The 19,725-nt window shown below is 41.2% G+C and carries 13 protein-coding genes; 9 read left to right on the plus strand and 4 right to left on the minus strand.

Annotated features, from left to right (window positions below):
• Positions 1 to 48 precede the first annotated feature (48 nt).
• Both cysZ and AB4160_RS17195 read left to right on the plus strand, forming a co-directional pair.
• Positions 49 to 813: a sulfate transporter CysZ gene (gene cysZ, locus AB4160_RS17190; RefSeq protein WP_076540003.1), complete on the plus strand. Its 765-nt coding sequence runs from the start codon at positions 49 to 51 to the stop codon at positions 811 to 813.
• Positions 814 to 1,236: 423 nt separating this feature from the next.
• A complete protein-coding gene (locus AB4160_RS17195) occupies positions 1,237 to 3,552 on the plus strand; it encodes a DUF5916 domain-containing protein (protein ID WP_372005667.1) in 2,316 nt (771 codons plus the stop codon).
• A 130-nt stretch (positions 3,553 to 3,682) separates the two neighbouring features.
• Here the strand turns inward: AB4160_RS17195 and AB4160_RS17200 are convergent, their stop codons facing one another.
• Positions 3,683 to 4,804 (minus strand): beta-ketoacyl-ACP synthase III, encoded by a 1,122-nt coding sequence (locus AB4160_RS17200; RefSeq protein WP_372005634.1) that lies wholly within the window; start codon positions 4,802 to 4,804, stop codon positions 3,683 to 3,685.
• Between the two features lie 357 nt (positions 4,805 to 5,161).
• Here AB4160_RS17200 and cysK point away from each other — a divergent pair, with 357 nt between their 5' ends.
• Both cysK and AB4160_RS17210 read left to right on the plus strand, forming a co-directional pair.
• Entirely contained in the window at positions 5,162 to 6,127 is a 966-nt protein-coding gene (gene cysK, locus AB4160_RS17205) for a cysteine synthase A (protein ID WP_102439869.1), read from the plus strand.
• 278 nt (positions 6,128 to 6,405) lie between these two features.
• On the plus strand, positions 6,406 to 7,482 hold the full coding sequence (locus AB4160_RS17210) for a methyltransferase (protein WP_372005637.1): 1,077 nt from the start codon (positions 6,406 to 6,408) through the stop codon (positions 7,480 to 7,482).
• 114 nt (positions 7,483 to 7,596) lie between these two features.
• Here AB4160_RS17210 and yfcC read toward each other — a convergent pair whose 3' ends face one another.
• Positions 7,597 to 9,123: a putative basic amino acid antiporter YfcC gene (yfcC, locus tag AB4160_RS17215; protein WP_102439871.1), complete on the minus strand. Its 1,527-nt coding sequence runs from the start codon at positions 9,121 to 9,123 to the stop codon at positions 7,597 to 7,599.
• A gap of 352 nt (positions 9,124 to 9,475) precedes the next feature.
• Positions 9,476 to 10,390, minus strand: coding sequence for a formate transporter FocA (gene focA / locus AB4160_RS17220; protein WP_102439872.1), 915 nt, complete (start codon positions 10,388 to 10,390; stop codon positions 9,476 to 9,478).
• Between the two features lie 531 nt (positions 10,391 to 10,921).
• Between focA and pflB the strand changes: the two genes are divergently transcribed.
• A complete protein-coding gene (gene pflB / locus AB4160_RS17225) occupies positions 10,922 to 13,204 on the plus strand; it encodes a formate C-acetyltransferase (protein ID WP_303502716.1) in 2,283 nt (760 codons plus the stop codon).
• 88 nt (positions 13,205 to 13,292) lie between these two features.
• Entirely contained in the window at positions 13,293 to 14,024 is a 732-nt protein-coding gene (gene pflA / locus AB4160_RS17230; RefSeq protein WP_102519459.1) for a pyruvate formate lyase 1-activating protein, read from the plus strand.
• A 55-nt stretch (positions 14,025 to 14,079) separates the two neighbouring features.
• Here the strand turns inward: pflA and yfbV are convergent, their stop codons facing one another.
• A complete protein-coding gene (gene yfbV / locus AB4160_RS17235) occupies positions 14,080 to 14,523 on the minus strand; it encodes a terminus macrodomain insulation protein YfbV (protein ID WP_102439875.1) in 444 nt (147 codons plus the stop codon).
• A 177-nt stretch (positions 14,524 to 14,700) separates the two neighbouring features.
• On the opposite strand from yfbV, the gene ackA reads away from it, so the two are divergent.
• The 3 genes from ackA (at position 14,701) to AB4160_RS17250 (ending at position 19,375) form a co-directional block, all read left to right on the plus strand.
• Entirely contained in the window at positions 14,701 to 15,900 is a 1,200-nt protein-coding gene (gene ackA / locus AB4160_RS17240) for an acetate kinase (RefSeq protein WP_102439876.1), read from the plus strand.
• 71 nt (positions 15,901 to 15,971) lie between these two features.
• Entirely contained in the window at positions 15,972 to 18,119 is a 2,148-nt protein-coding gene (gene pta / locus AB4160_RS17245; RefSeq protein WP_102439877.1) for a phosphate acetyltransferase, read from the plus strand.
• Between the two features lie 806 nt (positions 18,120 to 18,925).
• Positions 18,926 to 19,375 carry a hypothetical protein gene (locus AB4160_RS17250; protein WP_102439878.1) on the plus strand — a complete coding sequence of 150 codons (450 nt, stop codon included), beginning with the start codon at positions 18,926 to 18,928 and terminating at the stop codon, positions 19,373 to 19,375.
• Positions 19,376 to 19,725 lie beyond the last annotated feature (350 nt).

Raw genomic sequence — 19,725 nt, forward strand, 5'->3', positions numbered from 1 at the left:
AATGCATCACCACAATCATCATAACTAGTTTTTTCAAGGATGTAATCGATGCCAATTAAACCAATGAAAAGTGGTGTTAATTATTTTATGGATGGGTTTAAGCTCATAAAACAACCGGGGCTACGAACCTTTGTCTTCATTCCATTAATGGTTAACTTAGTTTTATTCTCAACGGTCATTTATTTTGCCATTGGTAAATTAGATGAAATGTTTGCTTGGATGAACGGCCAAATCCCCGAATACCTCACATGGTTAAATTTTTTCCTGTGGCCACTGGCGGTTGTGAGCTTATTAGTGGTGATGTCTTTTATCTTTAGCTCAGTGATGAACTGGATAGCTGCGCCCTTTAATGGCCTGCTGGCTGAAAAAGTTGAGATGCACTTAACCGGTAAGTCACTTAACTCTGGCACAACGGTAGATTTAATTAAAGATTTGCCGCGAATAATGGGCCGAGAGTGGACTAAATTAAAATACTACCTGCCTAGAGCATTACTGTTTCTAGTGTTATTTATCGTGCCTGTTGTTGGCCAAACCGCCGCGCCCGTTTTATGGTTTTTATTCAGTGCATGGATGATGGCAATTCAGTATTGCGACTTCCCATTCGATAACCATAAAGTGCCGTTTGAGGATATGAAGTTTGCCCTCAATCAAACTAAAGGCACCAGCTACACCTTTGGCGCCACAGTAACGCTGTTTTCAATGATCCCGATAGTGAACTTTATCGTCATGCCAGTAGCTATTTGCGGCGCCACCGCCATGTGGGTTGATAAATACCGTGATGCTTATAAGCATCCAGAAATAGCACCTGAATAGTTTCGCAATTAGAATACCGTTGTTGATTCTGCGGTATTGATATCAAGAGGCCTCGACATTTTGTTGAGGCTTTTTATTGCATATCTGTCTCTTACTGAGGTTTGTGACTAATACTTTGATTATTTGCTGTTGCCTTTAAGTATGCATATGAGGCTAACGTTAGGAAGCGGCCTATCGAGCATGCGTCATCCTAGTTTTTAACAAGTAAATATTTATCAATTGTTAATTCCAAGCCCTCAAACGCAAGTAACAATTAAAAACATTTTAATCACATAAAATTAACGACTTTAGTATGACTTTCTGCGACAATCTCGCAAACTAACAATAAGTTACAGATTCATCATGAGAAGTATTGTGAAAAAATACCTGACAACACCTTTGTTTCTATCAAATTCCACCATTAGAAGCGCAGCTATTTTAAGCGTGTTTTTTAGCACTTTTCTGCTCCCTGCTTCTGTTATCGCTGGTGATGCAAGTCAATTTAATATCGCCATTCCAACCTTATCCGAGGCTGTAGAAATCGATGGCGAGTTGAATGAGCCACAGTGGCAACAAGCTGCCACTATGCAGCTTAAATATGAAACCTCACCGGGTGAAAACATTGCCGCCCCCGTTAGCACTGAAGCGAAAATATTTGCCACAGAAACCAGTTTGTTTGTTGCCTTTTTGGCTAATGACCCAAACCCTGAACAGATCCGCAGTAATTTACGTGACCGCGATAGCTCATGGGGTGATGATCAAGTGGGTATTAAGCTCGACACCTTTAATAATGCCCGCCTTGCCTATCAGTTTTTTATCAACCCTTATGGGGTTCAAAATGACTCTATTGAAAATGAGTTAACAGGTGAAGAAAGTGATGCCTGGGACGGTATTTGGTATGCTAGTGGTCAGATCACAGCCCAAGGTTATCAAGTTGAACTAGAGCTACCATTAAGACTATTTAACTTTGATGACAATAAAGACCTGCAAACTTGGGGCATTGAATTAATTCGCTTTTACCCAAGAAATGAAACCCATCGTATATCAAGCCATAAAATTGATCGTAATGTGTCATGTCAATTATGCCAACTCGGCACCGCAACAGGCCTTGAAGGCGCTAAGCAAGGTAAAGATATTCAAATTACGCCATCAGTGGTGGCAACCAGTAATAATCAACGTAATCTTAATCCTAACCAGCCTTGGGAAGATGATAATCATGTTGAAGCAGGGCTCGATTTACGTTGGGGCATCACCCCTACAACGTTATTAAATGCCACCATTAATCCTGACTTTTCCCAAGTAGAAGCCGATTCTGGTCAGCTAGATGTTAACAATACTTTTGCGTTATTTTACCCTGAAAAACGTGCTTTCTTTTTAGATAATAAAGATTATTTCGATACCCAATTAAGCCTATTACACACTCGTAATATTGCCTCACCTGACTATGGGGTAAAGCTTACCAGTAAAACTGATGATCACACTTTAGCTGTGTTGGCGGCTAATGACGAAAATACCCAGTTTTTAATCCCGGGTAACTTAAGCTCAGATATCGCCACCATTAACGAAGAAAGCTATAACCTTGCAGCAAGGTACCGCTTTGATCCCAACAAGAAGCTATCTTTTGGTGGTCTGGTTACCGCTAAAACCTCAGAGAATTACCATAACTATGTTGCCAGTGTTGATATCAAGTATCAGCCCACTGAGCAAGATACTTTTACCGGGCAATATGTATTTTCAGACACGCAATATCCTGATGATTTGTTTCAACAGTTTTGCCAAGGCGAGGATTGCAGCGCACCGCCACAAAGCTGTGAGTTGGGTAATTGTGAATACAATGAACGCGTGCTACGCACTAACAAGCAAGATAACTTTTCCGACAGTATGTACCGGGTAAGCTACGACCATATTCGTCGTAACTGGCGCGCCTTTAGCCGTTATGAATCCATTGGTGAAGACTTTAGAGCTGACTTAGGTTTTATTGACCGAATTGATGCCAGTAAGTTTGTCGTCGGCGGTAATTATGTTTGGTACCCAATGGAAAACTTTTTCAACAAAGTGGTATTTGGCGGCGATTGGGACATTACCCACAATCAAAATAATGAAAAAATTGAACAAGAAGCTGAGGTGTATATTGAGTTTAACGGCGGCTTACAAAGTTACATCTCAACCGGTTTTGTTCACAAAGACCGCGTAGGTAGACGCCATGATGGCTCATCACTGGCCATTGATGGCAATACCACCATGTACGATATTAATTTCAATTGGTTGTACGCCAACTTTACCCCGATACAGTCACTGAAATTAGAAATTGATATGAACTACGGTGATGATATTGATTACGCCAACGACCGTGCGGCTACTGTGACTATGTTTAACCCAGCGGTGGAGTGGAAGCTAACTGAGTCAATCATCTTAGATGTGAATCATCGCTACCAAACCCTTGATGTTGATGAAGGTACTTTGTTTACCGCTAACCTGACTGATTTACGTCTCAATTGGCAAATCAGCTTAAATAGTTTTTTACGTTTAAGCAGTGTCTATACCGATATTGAGCGCGATCCAAGTTTATATCAATACCAATCGCCGAATAAGCAAAGTCAGAATTTAGGCAATGAAATTTTATATGGCTATAAGCTAAATCCACAAAGTGTATTTTATCTGGGTTATTCCGACGGCTTGGTTGCTACCGATGAAATCGATTCATTAACCCAAAAAGATAAAACCTACTTTATGAAAGTAAGTTATGCCTGGTTACTGTAGTTATTAGTCGTTAGTCGTTAGTTGTTAGTTGTTAGTTGTTAGTTGTTAGTTGTTTAAGATTTTACCCATTGATGATCAAAAAGACTGCCTTGGCAGTCTTTTTGATTTAGTTGAAAGTACACAGTTAAAATTAAGTCTTCTCTAAAATAATACTGCCAACAGAGTAGCCTGCTCCAAACGAGCAAAGCAGACCTAAATCACCAGTTTTAAAGTCGTGATTATATTTATTAAAAGCAATAATCGAGCCCGCTGAAGCCGTGTTTGCGTATTCATCTAATACCACTGGTGCCTGCGCTGCATCCACATTGTCACCAAGCAGTTTACGCACCACAAACTGATTCATATTGATATTGGCTTGATGTAACCACAAGCGTTTAAATTCATTAGCTTGTATCTGCTCTTGTTCGAGTTGCTTGTCTAAATGCTGATAAATCATTGGCAACAACTCTTTAAATACCTTGCGCCCTTGTTGATGAAACAACTTATCACTGCTGTTAGCATTGAGCGGATCACAGCGATTCATATGGCCAAAATTACTGCGGATATTATTAGAGTAATCAGTAACGCATTTGCTCGACAGCACATTAAAAGCAAACTCAGTGTGAGCATTGTTCGCTTTTTCAACCACAACTGCGGTTGCGACATCGCCAAAAATAAAGTGGCTATCGCGATCGCGATAATTAACCTGCGGCGAACATATTTCAGGATTAATCACCAATACCCTAGATGCTGTACCTGACTGCACGGCATTGATCGCATTGACTATGGCAAATGTAGCTGACGAACACGCCACCAACATGTCGTAGGCAAAGCCCTTTGTGCCCATGGCTTGCTGAATTTCGATAGCAATTGCAGGGTATGAGCGCTGAGTATAAGCACAGGCAACAATCACTAAGTCAATGTCACTGGCGAGCAGTTTAGCCTGTTCTAAGGCTTTATTCGCCGCCGCGATACCCATTTCAGCCTGCATAGATAATTCGGTACTTGGGCGATCTTTTATCAAAGGCATCATGATGTCAGGCTCTAAAATGCCCTCTTTGACCATCACATAACGCTGCTTAATTCCTGAGGCTTTTTCGATAAATTCAGCCGATGAGTGGGCTAATGCGTTTAATTCACCATTCGCGATTAAGCTAGCATGCTGGCTGTTATATTGGTCGACGTAACGATTAAGGCTTGTTACTAGCTCTTCATTACTAATGCTATGGGGTGGGGTGTAAAGTCCACTTCCTGAAATCACCACTTTGTTCATATTATATCTGCCATTAAGGTATTGGGGAGTAACAAGTTTCCCACCTCGACATTGCCATACTGATAACTTTTGGCCATCTGGTTAATACAGGGAAAATTTTACAATTAAAACAAGTCTATTGGGTTCTGGCATTTTCGCTAAGCACTAATTGACGATTTGCTAAAGGTCTGACCATCTAAGCGAGTAATAATGTGCTTAACTGTTGCAGCAAAAGTAAATGATTGTTAATTAAGAAGATGCTTTATTATTATAGTAGAGTTTGCTTTAATAACTAAAAGGAATAACGAATAACTAACTGTCACTGTTAAAGCCACCTAAACCGATTATCATTAGACAATGCAAACAAGGAGCTAAACCATGAGCAACATTTACGAAGACAATTCATATACGCTAGGTAATACCCCACTAGTGCGCCTTAATCGAGTAAGCAATGGTAATGTGCTAGCAAAAATAGAAGCACGCAATCCAAGTTTCAGTGTTAAGTGTCGTATCGGTGCCAACATGATTTGGGATGCCGAAAAGAAAGGTACCCTCAAAGCTGGTATCGAATTAGTTGAGCCAACCTCAGGTAATACTGGTATTGCACTAGCTTATGTTGCTGCCGCGCGCGGTTACCAGCTAACACTTACTATGCCAAACACCATGAGCCTTGAGCGCCGCAAATTATTAAAAGCATTAGGTGCTAACCTTGTGTTAACTGAAGGCGCTAAGGGCATGAAAGGCGCGATTGATAAAGCAGAAGAAATTCGTTTATCTGATCCTTCAAAGTACCTTATTCTCGGTCAATTCAGTAACCCTGCGAACCCAGAAATTCATGAAAAAACCACAGGCCCAGAAATCTGGAATGACACCGATGGTAAAGTCGATGTATTCGTAGCAGGTGTTGGTACTGGCGGTACTATTACGGGTGTGAGCCGTTACTTAAAAAGTCAGAATAAAGATATTGTGTCAGTGGCGGTTGAGCCAGTTGATTCTCAAGTTATTGCTCAAGCTAAAGCAGGTGAGCCTCTGCAACCTGGACCGCACAAAATTCAAGGTATTGGCGCAGGTTTCATCCCTGGCAACTTAGATTTAGATTTGGTTGATCTTGTGCAAGCTGTTAGCAATGAAGATGCAATTGATATGGCGCGCCGCTTAATGAAAGAAGAAGGTATCTTAGTGGGTATTTCTTCAGGTGCAGCTGTAGTTGCAGCGAATCGTATTGCTGAACTGCCAGAGTATGCAGGCAAAAATATTGTTGTTATTTTGCCTTCAGCTGCAGAGCGTTACTTATCATCAGCACTATTTGCTGGCGAATTTAGCGATAGCGAAAACGTACAGTAACCATATTTAGTGACTGATTGCTAAAAATCGCTAAACACTTTAAAAGCTCTGTATTTACAGGGCTTTTTTATTGGTTTAAACAAACGTAACTACCTGCACATAAGTAAGTTTCAATTCAACTATCTGCAACATCTAAGGCTTGTGTCCCAAAAATGCATTATCCCGCCCTAGCATGTCGTTAACAAGCTCAACACCTAGAGCTAGATCAAGCTCCTATTTAATAGTGTTTGCTAATATCGCAGCACTTTTTCTCCTGCTGCTAGAGCAATCTTCATTTTATGTCTTTTTATCAATCACCGAAAAAAATATCCGCCTACGATGCTAAATTCGAAGCACAAAAAATAGCCTTCGCACCTGTAAGCTTTCAAGTGGCCCGTTGCCTTAGCCAATTCGGCCTACTGGCACAAATTGATGCAGCAGGCGATCAAGGTATTAGCTTAGCGCAGTTAGTAAATGATGCTGACGTATCTGAGTATGCTATTCATGTTTTGCTAGATATGGGTCTAAGTATGGGTCTACTTTGGTGCAAAGATGAGCTTTACCGCTTAGATAAAACAGGACATTTCTTATTACATGATGATATGGCTGCAAAGAATCTTAACTTTATTCACGATGTCTGTTACCAAGGTTTGTTTGAATTAGAAGCATCTCTTCGTAATGGCAAAGCTGAAGGCTTAAAATACCTTGGCGATTGGGACACCATTTACCCGGGATTAAGCCAATTACCTGAGCAGGTTAAACGCAGCTGGTTTGAGTTTGACCATTACTATTCCGATCATGCGTTTGATAGTCTTTTACCGTTAATTTTTCGATCTAAGCCACAACATATTGTTGATGTGGGCGGCAATACAGGTAAGTGGGCGTTTGCTTGCACAGGCTATGATGACCAAGTCAACATCACCATTATGGACTTGCCGGGGCAGTTAACTGTAGCGATGGAAAATGCCAAGATAAATAAGGTTGCCGATCAAGTGCATCCACTTGAAACCGATTTGCTTGATAGTGATAAACCTTTCTATCAACATGCTGATTTATATTGGATGAGCCAATTCTTGGATTGTTTCTCAAAACAGCAAATTGTCACTATTTTAAAACGCGCCGCTGCTGCTATGCGCTCTGATAGTGAGTTGTGTATCTTAGAGACTTACTGGGACAGACAACCATACGAAGCGGGTGCCTACTGTGTTAACGCCACCTCACTATATTTTACTGCAATAGCGAATGGTAATAGCCGCATGTATCACAGTAAAGATATGCTAAAAATGATCAGTGAAGCAGGCCTTTATGTGGATGAAGATATAGATAACATTGGCATAGGTCATACTTTGTTACGCTGTAAGAAAAAGCCTTGTTAAGCTCATTTTTAAGTTAATGACTTATTTAGTCGTTATCACAATAAAAAAACGGCATCAATTCATTGATGCCGTTTTTAATAAATGCCATTTATAATAAATAATATCGCGCCTTGTTTAACTGAAGCCTAAATAATGGGCCGTAATCACTGCAATGCTCGAAAGCACCATTAGCGCTACCATAAAGCGCCAAATAAACTTAACCCAATCACCCCAATCCACTCGGCATACGCCTAAAGTCGCCATCAGCGACGCTGAAGTAGGCACTAACACATTGGTAAAGCCGTCGCCTAACTGAAACGCCAGTACTGATACTTGACGAGTCACACCCACAAGATCTGCCAGTGGCGCCATCAAGGGCATGGTTAACGCCGCTTGGCCTGAGCCTGAGGTGACGAAGAAATTAAATACCGACTGGAATAACAACATAAACCAAGCAGATAAGGCATTCGGTAGCTGGCCAATCACGCTACCTGCACTGTGCAAAATACTGTTTAGCACGCTCGGTTCTGTTGCCCCGCCACTGCCAATTAATAATAAAATGCCAGAAGCTAAACCCACTAATAGTGCAGGCTCGAGCATGGTGCCTGCACCTTGCTTAAAGCTTTGAGCTACTTTATTCATGGTTAAGCCGTTTAGGTTGAACAATATGCCAATAATACCGACTACAATGCCCATGGTAAAAAACTGGCTGGCAATTTCAGGAATAAACCACGCATGAGCAATCACGCCCCAGATAACCCAGCCTATGGTTGCTGCAATGGTTAGTAATACCAATATGTCACCCATATTAAAGCGACTGTCTTTTACTGTTCCTTGCTGGTTATCTCTAAAATGCTGATCACTATGAAAACTAAACGACAAGCTGGGTTGCTTTTGAATTTTACTGGCGTAGCGCATGGTAAAAATAATCCCAATTAAGGTAAAGCCAACCCAAAGCCCAAAGCGTACCCCTGCCCCAGATAATACCGGCACCCCTGAAATGCCTTGAGCAATCGCCACACTAAATGGGTTCATCCACGAACTGGCAAAACCAATTTGTGTCGCAACGTAAGTCACCATCACGGTACATATGCCGTCGTAACCAAGGCGGATCATTAACGGGCAAATGATAATTGCAAAGGCGATTGCCTCTTCGCCCATACCAAAAACCGCCCCGCCTAAAGAAAATAAACTAAAGATAACCGGAATAAATAACTGCTCGTTGCCCTTGGTTTTATCGATTAAGCGTAAAATACCGTTATCAATGGTGCCAGTGGCCATCACCACTCCAAATGAGCCGCCGATCACTAACATGAACATAATCACGCCAATGGCACTGCCCCACTTAGAACCAGAAACTAAGCCTTCAAAGGCGAAGTTAAAAAAGCCCATGCCACCATCACCTTTAAATAGCCCCATTGGGCTAAGTAGTGGCTCACCTTGTTCATCTGTTGCATAGCTAAACGAATTAGGGTCGACAACACTGCGTGTCTTTTCCACACCATCGACAACATAATGTGCCTCTTGGGTAGTAAAGGAGCCAATGGGCACCACATAGGTCAACAGTGCTGCAGCAAAGGCAACAAAGAATATGATCACTAAGGTATCAGGCATTACTTTGGTTGTTTGGGGGGGATTACTGGCTATTTGTTGCTCTAACATTTCATTACCACTGTTATTGTTATTATCAGGTAGGTTTTATTTATAAAATACTAGCATTTAAATAGTCTTAAATATTGCAGACTTTTAGTTAAAATATCTAAAAATGGCAGGTTAACAATATATTAGCGCCTAAAAAGTAGCCTTAACGCATATTCGTTTGTTATTGAAAAAGTTTAATCGAATAAAAACCAGTCAACAATAAAAGCCTGATGATATTATTGCTTGATATCAAATGCTGCTGAGTTTGAAATTGCTTTGGTAAAAAAGGCTAGCTACAAAAATGCCCAGCAAAGGCTGGGCATTCAAATTAAGACTGACAGTAGTTCTATGCAGACTTCATACTCTAAGGGGCTTAATCGTTTTTAGGCTCAACACGGCTTGTAATAGTGCCGTGACTTGCGCCGTCAGTGCCAAGGGTTAATTTACCTTGTTCAACTAACCAAAAGCCGATGCCAACAAACACCCCACCACCCACTATATTACCTAAGGTTACAGGGATCAGGTTATGAAACACGAAGTTACTCACAGTAAGATCGGCAAATTGTTGCGGGTCTAGGTTAAGTGCTACATAAAAACTATCCGGTGCAAATGAATGGATAGCAATACCAATTGGCACCATAAACATGTTGGCAATACTATGCTCAAAACCGCTGCTCACAAACATGGCTACAGGCAGGATCATCAGTAAGGATTTCGTCAGGAGATCTTTGGTGGCAAAGGTCATCCACACAGCTAAGCACACTAACATGTTACATAAAATACCTAAGGTAAATGCTTGTGACCAAGTGTGATGAATTTTGTGCTGTGCAAGCTTCATTGCACTTAACCCCCATTGACCATCATTGAGTTCAAACATGCGCGCACTCATGATCAGAAACACCATCAATAGTGCGCCGACTAAATTGCCCGCATAAACTCTGGCCCAACAACGTAATTGGGTCGCTGTTTTGACTTTTTTCTGCGCCCAAGGGATCGAGGTTAACACTGTACTAGTAAATAACTCTGTGCCGCACACCACAACTAAAATTAATCCTAAGCTAAACGCAATACCGCCAATAAAGCGTGTCATGCCCCAGCCCATAGTACTGCCGTTAGTCACTGTAATGTAAAACACAAATGCAATCGCAATAAATGCACCGGCAAATATCGATAACATAAATGATTGCCAAGGGCTTTTAGCAACTTTAGCTAAACCAAATGCTTCAGCATTTTGGAAGGTGGTTGGCGTCGCAGCAATTTGCTGTTGATCGCCAGATGCATTTTTCATAAAAACCCCGAGTAAAACTATAAGTTAAATTGGTATGACCAAGAGCAAAGATTAAAAAATCTACCAGCACCATGACCCAATTAGATTAACAGCCACTAATTAAGTATCAGTTTTGCTAAAAGGTGCTATAAATCAGTATAGCAAGCAATATAGGGCTAAGCAGCCTTAGCAGCACGCTTGCAAAAGGTTAGCAAGAATAGACCCAATTGATTAAATAAAAAATTTTTTGCTCAGAAACTGTTAAGCACTTAACAGTTTCACTGTTAGCATAGCCAAATTTTATTTTTTTAAGTGAAGTTAACCCAAAGCTATGTTAATCTTTGCAGGGTAAATTGGTCTTACCAATTTAGATAAATGGGAAATTTAGCTTAATCGCTATTACGATAACGGTTAAGCCAACGGATTAGATGCCCTTGCGATCATCCATCAATAGGGATCTCAATTTTTGTTCTGCTAACTTGTTTGTAATAGACATCAACTAACATCAAGTCGCAGTTCAGCAGCAGTTAATTGACGAGAAGGTAAATTACCATGACCGATAAAACAGAGTTATTTGCAAATGCGTGGCAAGGTTTTGAAGCTGGCGACTGGAAAACAGAAGTCAACGTTCGTGACTTTATTCAGAAAAACTACAACCCATATGAAGGTGATGAATCTTTCCTAGCTGGCGCTACCGCAGCTACTGAATCACTTTGGGAAAAAGTGATGGTTGGCATCAAGCAAGAAAATGCAACCCACGCACCTGTTGATTTCGACACAGAAATGGTTTCGACCATTACTTCTCATGATGCTGGTTACATCAATAAAGATTTAGAAACTATCGTTGGTTTGCAAACTGATGCGCCGCTTAAGCGTTCAATGCTGCCAAATGGTGGTATTCGTATGGTTGAAGGCTCTTGTAAAGCTTATGGCCGCGAATTAAACGCAGACGTTAAATACACTTATTCTGAATTACGTAAAACCCATAACCAAGGTGTATTCGATATTTATACTCCTGAAATTATGGCTTGTCGTAAATCTGGTATTTTAACTGGTTTACCTGATGCATATGGCCGTGGCCGTATCATTGGTGATTACCGTCGTATCGCGCTTTACGGTATTGACTACCTAATGCAAGATAAATACGCTCAGTTCTCTTCACTTCAAGCAGGTTTTGAAGCTGGCGAAGATTTAACTTACACAATGCAACTGCGTGAAGAAATTGCAGAGCAACATCGTGCATTGGGTCAAATCAAGAAAATGGCAGCAAAATACGGCTGTGATATTTCTCTTCCTGCGACGAATGCAAAAGAAGCAATCCAATGGACTTACTTTGGTTACCTTGCAGCTGTTAAGAGCCAAAATGGCGCAGCAATGTCATTGGGCCGTACTTCTACTTTCATCGATATCTTCGTTGAACGTGACATCGCTAACGGTGTTATCACTGAAGAACAAGCACAAGAAATGGTTGACCATTTCGTAATGAAACTTCGTATGGTGCGTTTCTTACGTACTCCTGAATACGATGAATTGTTCTCAGGCGACCCAATCTGGGCAACTGAATCAATTGCTGGTATGGGTTTAGACGGTCGTACTTTGGTAACTAAATCAAGCTTCCGTTTCTTACACACGCTTTACAACATGGGCCCAAGCCCTGAGCCAAACATTACCGTATTATGGTCAAATGAGCTGCCACAAGGTTTCAAAAACTACTGTGCAAAAGTATCAATCGATACGAGCTCAATCCAGTACGAAAATGATGACTTAATGCGTCCTGATTTCGAATCAGATGATTACGCAATTGCCTGTTGTGTTAGCCCAATGATTGTGGGTAAACATATGCAGTTCTTCGGTGCCCGTGCCAACTTAGCGAAAACCATGCTTTACGCTATCAACGGCGGTGTTGATGAAAAACTAAAAATCCAAGTTGCACCTAAAGCAGATGCAATCACATCAGAAGTATTAGAATTTGATGATGTAATGGGTCGTTTAGACGGCTTAATGGATTGGTTAGCGACACAATACGTGACAGCACTTAACTCTATCCATTACATGCATGATAAGTATTCATACGAAGCTTCATTAATGGCATTACATGACCGTGATGTACGTCGCACCATGGCATGTGGTATCGCAGGTCTTTCAATTGCAGCCGATTCACTATCTGCAATTAAATACGGTACTGTTAAGCCAATCCGTGACGAAGACGGCATTGCAATTGATTTTGATATTTCTGGTGAATATCCAAAATTTGGTAACAATGACCCACGTGTAGATGACATCGCTTGTGACTTAGTTGAGCGTTTCATGGCTAAGATCCGTACCATGAAAATGTACCGTAATGCGATTCCAACACAGTCTATTCTTACTATTACTTCTAACGTTGTATACGGTAAGAAAACGGGTACTACACCTGATGGTCGTCCAGCTGGCGCACCATTTGCTCCGGGTGCTAACCCAATGCATGGTCGTGATGAAAATGGCGCAATCGCTTCATTAACATCAGTAGCTAAACTGCCATTTGCTCACGCACAAGACGGTATTTCTTACACATTCTCTATCGTGCCAAATGCACTAGGTAAAGATGAAGTTGGACGTCGTGCTAACCTTGCATCATTGATGGATGGTTACTTCATGAGCAACGCTAACAGTGAAGGTGGTCAACACTTAAACGTTAACGTAATGAACCGCGAAATGCTTGAAGACGCGATTGTTAACCCTGACAAATACCCACAGTTAACCATTCGTGTGTCTGGTTATGCGGTACGTTTCAACGCGTTAACACCTGAACAGCAACAAGATGTTATTACACGTACCTTTACTAAAAGCATGTAATATCAACTAAAATCGGTTGTGCTAATATAAGTGATGTCACTATTGCTAATTAGCACAACCTTTTTTCATTTGTTTGTTCGGAGTTCTCATGACCACAGGTCGCATTCACTCAATCGAGTCTTTTGGCACAGTAGATGGCCCAGGCATTCGTTTCGTTGCCTTTATGCAAGGCTGCTTAATGAAATGCCAATACTGCCATAACCGTGACACTTGGGATTTAGATGGTGGTAAAGAGGTCAGTGTTGATGAACTCATGAGCCAAATCATCAGCTACAAACCTTTCTTAAAATCAGGTGGCGTTACAGCAACTGGTGGAGAAGCGATTCTTCAAGCTGATTTCGTAAACGAGCTCTTTAAAGCCTGTAAACAAAACGATTTGCATACCTGTCTCGATACCAATGGTTTCGTTCGAAAATACACACCGATTATCGATGAACTACTCGATAACACCGACTTAGTATTGCTTGATATCAAGCAAATGAATGATGCCAAACACATTGATTTAACCAAAGTGAGCAACCAACGCACACTGCAATTTGCACAGCACCTTGCTAAACGTCAGCAAAAAACTTGGGTTAGATATGTTGTGGTTAACGGTTTTACTGAAGATATCGACTCAGCCATTGCCTTGGCAGATTTTATCAAGCCGATGACAAACGTTGAGAAAGTTGAATTACTGCCCTACCACCAGCTTGGCACCCATAAGTGGGAAGCTTTCGGTGAAACCTATCCGTTAGAAGGTGTAGAGCCGCCAAGTAAAGAAACTATGGAAGCCATTAAAGCGGTATTCGTCGAGCGTGGAATAAGTGCCAATTATTAAGTTTCGCTAACTTATGATTGACTCAGTCATTTTTAAAGTGTGTAACCCTTGAAGGCTATAGCTCTTCCCAGTAACTGCGATCTAAACGGTCAAAGGCCACTTTTAAAATCACTGCCATATCTAAGTAACACGCTTTAGGGCCCAACGGTTTATTGCTAATCCCCATTGCGGTTAGCTTTGCACTGAGTTGGTTAGCCCAATCAAATAAGGTCAGTGGCAACGGGTGTCTTGCACGCCAGCCCAACCACAGCAAGCCTTGAACAGGTAAGCTGATAAAAAATAATAAAATGGCAATGGCTTGGGGCAAAAACGCCCATCCATTGACATACACTTGGCTCATTGCAGCCAAAATAGCAAAAAAAGGCATGAACATGATGCCTAAATGGGTTGCCCTTACAACGCGGTATTCAGGGAAATAAAACCCAAGTTGTCGGATCATTGGCCACGTTTTCATATAACGTCGACCATCACCGATGATTTTGAATACTTTTACGTTCAACGGTATGCCCTAAATCAATTAATAGATACATGCACAATAGCACACAGCCCTATTTAGCCCCAAATTTCAGCTAAATTTATCGGCTAATTTGTAAATCATTAACTATGATTGATTGTTGAAATAACAAGGTTTCACATCAATTTAAATTTTGTTCGATTAGAATGTAAAGGTCTCAACATGTCAGAAAAACTCGTATTGGTTCTCAACTGTGGTAGCTCTTCTTTAAAATTTGCCGTTATTGATGCCGTTTCAGGTGATGATTATATCTCTGGTCTTGCGGAATGTTTCGGTTTAGAAGATTCACGTATTAAATGGAAAGTAAACGGCGCGAAAAATGAAGCTAGTTTAGGTGCATTTACTGCTCACCGTGAAGCGGTTGAATTTATTGTTAAAGATATTCTTGCTGGTCAGCCAGAACTTGCTGCTCAAATCCAAGCTATTGGTCATCGTATTGTTCATGGTGGAGAGAAATACTCTCGTTCAGTGCTTATCACTGAAGATGTGATCAAAGGTATCGAAGACTGTGCATCACTGGCACCACTTCATAACCCTGCACATTTAATTGGTATTCGCGCTGCTATTGCATCATTCCCAAAACTTCCTCAAGTTGCGGTATTTGATACAGCTTTCCACCAAACCATGCCTGAGCGTGCTTATGTTTATGCACTTCCTTACAAACTATACCGTGAACATGGTATTCGTCGTTATGGCATGCACGGTACTAGCCACTTATTTGTTAGCCGCGAAGCCGCTAAAGTATTAAACAAAGACGTTGCTGATACTAATGTTGTCGTTGCCCATCTTGGTAACGGTGCATCTGTTACTGCCATTAAAGGCGGAAAGAGCGTTGATACTTCAATGGGTCTAACACCACTTGAAGGCCTAGTAATGGGTACACGTTGTGGCGATATGGATCCTTCAATCGTGTTCCATTTAGTGAACCAATTAGGTTACACCCTTGATGAAGTTCATAACTTAATCAATAAGCAAAGTGGTTTATTAGGTATTTCAGAGCTGACTAACGACTGCCGCGGTATTGAAGACGGTTATAAAGATGGCCATAAAGGCGCAACCTTAGCATTAGAAATTTTCTGCTACCGTTTAGCTAAGTACATTGCTTCTTACACTGTGCCATTAGGTCGTTTAGATGCTGTTATCTTCACTGGTGGTATCGGTGAAAACTCAGATCTCATCCGTGAAAAAGTACTTAACATGCTGCAAATTTTCAACTTCCAAGTGAATGCAGAAAAGAACACTGCAGCGCGTTTCGGTAATGAAGGTATTATCACTGAAGAAGGCAGCACAGTTGCGATGGTTATCCCAACTAACGAAGAATGGGTTATCGCAGAAGATGCTATCAAGCTGATCACTGCTTAATCGTTAATTGCTTAATTCTTTTTAAAGCCTGTTATTAAACAGGCTTTGTTCAATTTATATTAGAGGTTTTTATGTCTCGTAATATCATGTTAATTCCAATCGGCACAGGTGTAGGTTTAACCTCATTAAGCCTTGGGATGGTACGTGCCTTAGAGCGCAAAGGTGTTAAAGTTCAATTTTTCAAGCCTATCGCGCAAATCCGTAACGGCGATACCGGCCCTGAACGTTCAACCACCATTTTAAGTCACTCTCCAACGGTTAACCCGCTTGAGCCATTTTCAATGGAACATGCTGAGAACCTGATCCGTGCAGAGCAAATTGATGTACTCATGGAGCAAATCATTGCTCGCGCGAGTGAATGTGCATCAAACACTGAGACCATCGTTATTGAAGGTTTAGTGCCAACGCGTAACCACCCTTTCTCAGATGACATTAACTTTGAAATTGCTAAAGCATTAGATGCGGATATCATTTTCATCGCGACTCCGGGTAACGATTCACCTAACGGTCTAATGAACCGCTTAGAAATCGCTTATAACTCTTGGGGCGGCGTTAAAAACAAACGTCTTATTGGTTCTATCATCAATAAAATTGGTGCACCTGTTGATGAAGAAGGCGCAACACGTCCTGACTTATCAGAGATATTTGATCACACCGACATTAACAAAGCTGATTCATCAGCGATGTTCCAACTGCCAGGTAAAAGCCCATTACGCATTTTAGGTAGCGTGCCATATAACCTGGACTTAGTGTCTCCACGTGCATCTGATTTAGCCAAGCATTTACATGCCAAAATCATCAATGCCGGTGAAATGAACACCCGTCGTTTACGTAAAGTGACCTTCTGTGCCCGTAGTATTCCAAACATGGTTACTCATATGCGCACCGACTCATTATTGGTCACCTCAGGGGATCGCTCTGACGTGATTGTCGCAGCCTGTCTTGCCGCCATGAACGGCGTGAAAATTGGTGCGTTATTACTGACTGGTGGTTACGAGCCTGAACCAGAAGTCATGGCATTGTGTGAACGTGCCTTTGATACCGGTTTACCGGTATTCCTTGTAGACAGTAACACATGGCAGACATCGCTTAATATTCAACGTTTTGACCATGAAGTACCGGTTGATGACGCTGTACGTATTGACTACGTTCAAGAATATGTTGCCAGTCATATTGATCAAAGCTGGATTGAAAGCGTTACTGAAAACTCGCCAAGAGAACATCGTTTATCGCCACCAGCATTTAGATACAAGTTAACTGAACTTGCTCGCGCTGCGAAAAAGACCATTGTCCTGCCTGAAGGTGAAGAGCCAAGAACCATTAAAGCTGCCGCTATTTGTGCTGAACGTGGCATTGCCCGTTGTGTACTTTTAGGTAATGCAGAAGAAATTCAACGTATTGCTGCATCACAAGATGTGGTTTTAGGTGAAGGCGTACAAATCATCGATCCACTGCAAGCACGTGAGCGCTATGTAGAAGGTATGCTTGATTTACGTCGTCACAAAGGCCTTACTGAAGTTGTCGCTAAAGAGCAGTTAGAAGATAACATGGTGTTAGGCACCATGATGCTGGCGCAAGATGAAGTTGACGGTATCGTTTCAGGCGCAGTAAATACCACTGCCAATACCATTCGCCCACCGCTGCAGTTAATTAAAACAGCGCCAGGCTCAAGCTTAGTGTCATCTATCTTCTTTATGTTGATGCCTGATCAAGTACTTGTTTATGGTGACTGTGCGATTAACCCAGATCCAAACCCTGATCAATTAGCAGATATTGCCATTCAATCAGCTGAATCTGCTGCTGCATTTGGTATTGAGCCGCGCGTTGCGATGATCAGCTACTCAACGGGTACTTCAGGTACCGGTTCTGATGTTGATAAAGTACGTGAAGCAACCCGTATCGCGAAAGAAAAACGCCCTGACTTAGTCATTGACGGTCCATTACAATATGATGCGGCAGTGATGGAAAATGTGGCCCGTTCTAAAGCGCCTAACAGCCCTGTAGCTGGTAAAGCGACGGTATTCGTATTCCCAGACTTAAATACTGGTAATACGACTTACAAAGCGGTACAGCGTAGTGCTGATCTGATCAGTATTGGTCCAATGCTGCAAGGTATGCGCAAACCAGTAAACGATTTATCACGCGGCGCATTGGTCGATGATATTGTTTACACCATCGCATTGACTGCGATTCAAGCTAAACAAAACGAACAAGCTTAATGACTTTAAGTAGCGCGATGTAAGCTGCGCTAAGTTTTAAGCCGAAAAGCACTAACGTCTAACGCTAGTGCTTTTTTTTGGGGCCAAATTCATTTAAAACTAAGCCGTAATTACAAAAGCTGAACAATGACAGCACTGTTATTAGGCTGTAAAACCAAAATTTAAGCTAACAAGCAGGCGACTTTACAACTTGCTACTCTCACTTCCCCTACTTAAAATACCCTGCCATTAACCGCTACCACCTTAAAAATACCTCAGTAACCTTCTATGGTAAAAAACCTATGCCATTATCAGTAAATTGCTCATCCATGCACGTCATACGTCATCGAGTAATAAAAATCTGTTGTGGTCTGTAAGCCACTAAATATCCCCAGCAAGAACGCCGCTATTCACACTGCATTTATGACATGAATATGCATAGGGTTTCAGCATTAAACAAGGGTTGAATTTTCAACGACCTAAAAGGATTTATTACCCAAATGCAAGGATAAAATGATAAAAAAGCAAGTGAAAAGTAAAAAGATTCGAGGGGGAAATTATGATGTTATTTTTTAACCAGCATTGATAACTGTTAATTTTCATGACGTTACGCAGGCAGAATATAGTCTTCAACATAGTTGTCCACAGATTTTGTGGATAACATGAAGTTATACATAGCAGTCGAAGTATTGAGTTACTAAGATATGCCACGGCTGAGTTTTTCAGTCAAGATCTATTTAATATTTTCTGGAATATTTGCGTTATTCTTGTGTCTGAGCCTTTAAATAGCGATACTCAATCATCTTATTTTACCTTATCAACTCATCATGCATAAAATCGTTGTTATTATCTGTTTATTACTTTTAAGTGCCTGCAGTCCTTCTGAACAAAACCCTCAAGGCCGATTAGAAAAACCACTCTCCCCTGAAGAAGTATCATTGGGATTCTTTAATGCTATTTATGTTGATAGAGATATCAATCAAGCCATGATTTATGTCAATCAAGAATTAAAAGATATCATCTCCCATTACCATATTGCCTCAGCAGTACAGCGCCATGTGTTGGGGCTGTCCATGACAGAGGTTAATATGAGTGTTGACGATATCAATATCGACTTTTTCCGCAAATTTACCGATGAAGTTGATGTAAAAGTTAAAATGGAAGGCTTAAAAGGCGGCAACCCTTGGGTTGATGACCGTACCATTAAACTCATTAAAAACGGTAACCGTTGGACCATCACTGGCGTAATAACTGAAAAGGGCCGCATTGACCTGTAAGCGGTCTTTAGCCAACGTGAGTTAAGCTAGCTCGACTCGCGAATTTTAAGCATAAAAAAAGCAGCTGAGGCTGCTTTTTTTATGCTTGTGAAAGAGCTAATACTATTAGTTCGATCCGCTTATTCTTCTTCAGTAGGTAACGACTCTAAAACATCGTCTTTTACTTGGTAATAAGCATTATCATATTCATGAACTTCCATAATAACTCCTATCAATCTTAGGTCGTTTGTAAGGTGCATGGCATGTCTATAATTAGGGGTGACATTTACCAATACAGAGAAGCGCAACCATCGGTCTTCTTAAGGCTAATTGTAGCAAGCCAACACTTTTAATGATACCAATAATTACGA

Source organism: Shewanella sp. 10N.286.51.B8 (assembly GCF_041469325.1).
Classification (GTDB): Bacteria; Pseudomonadota; Gammaproteobacteria; order Enterobacterales; family Shewanellaceae; genus Shewanella.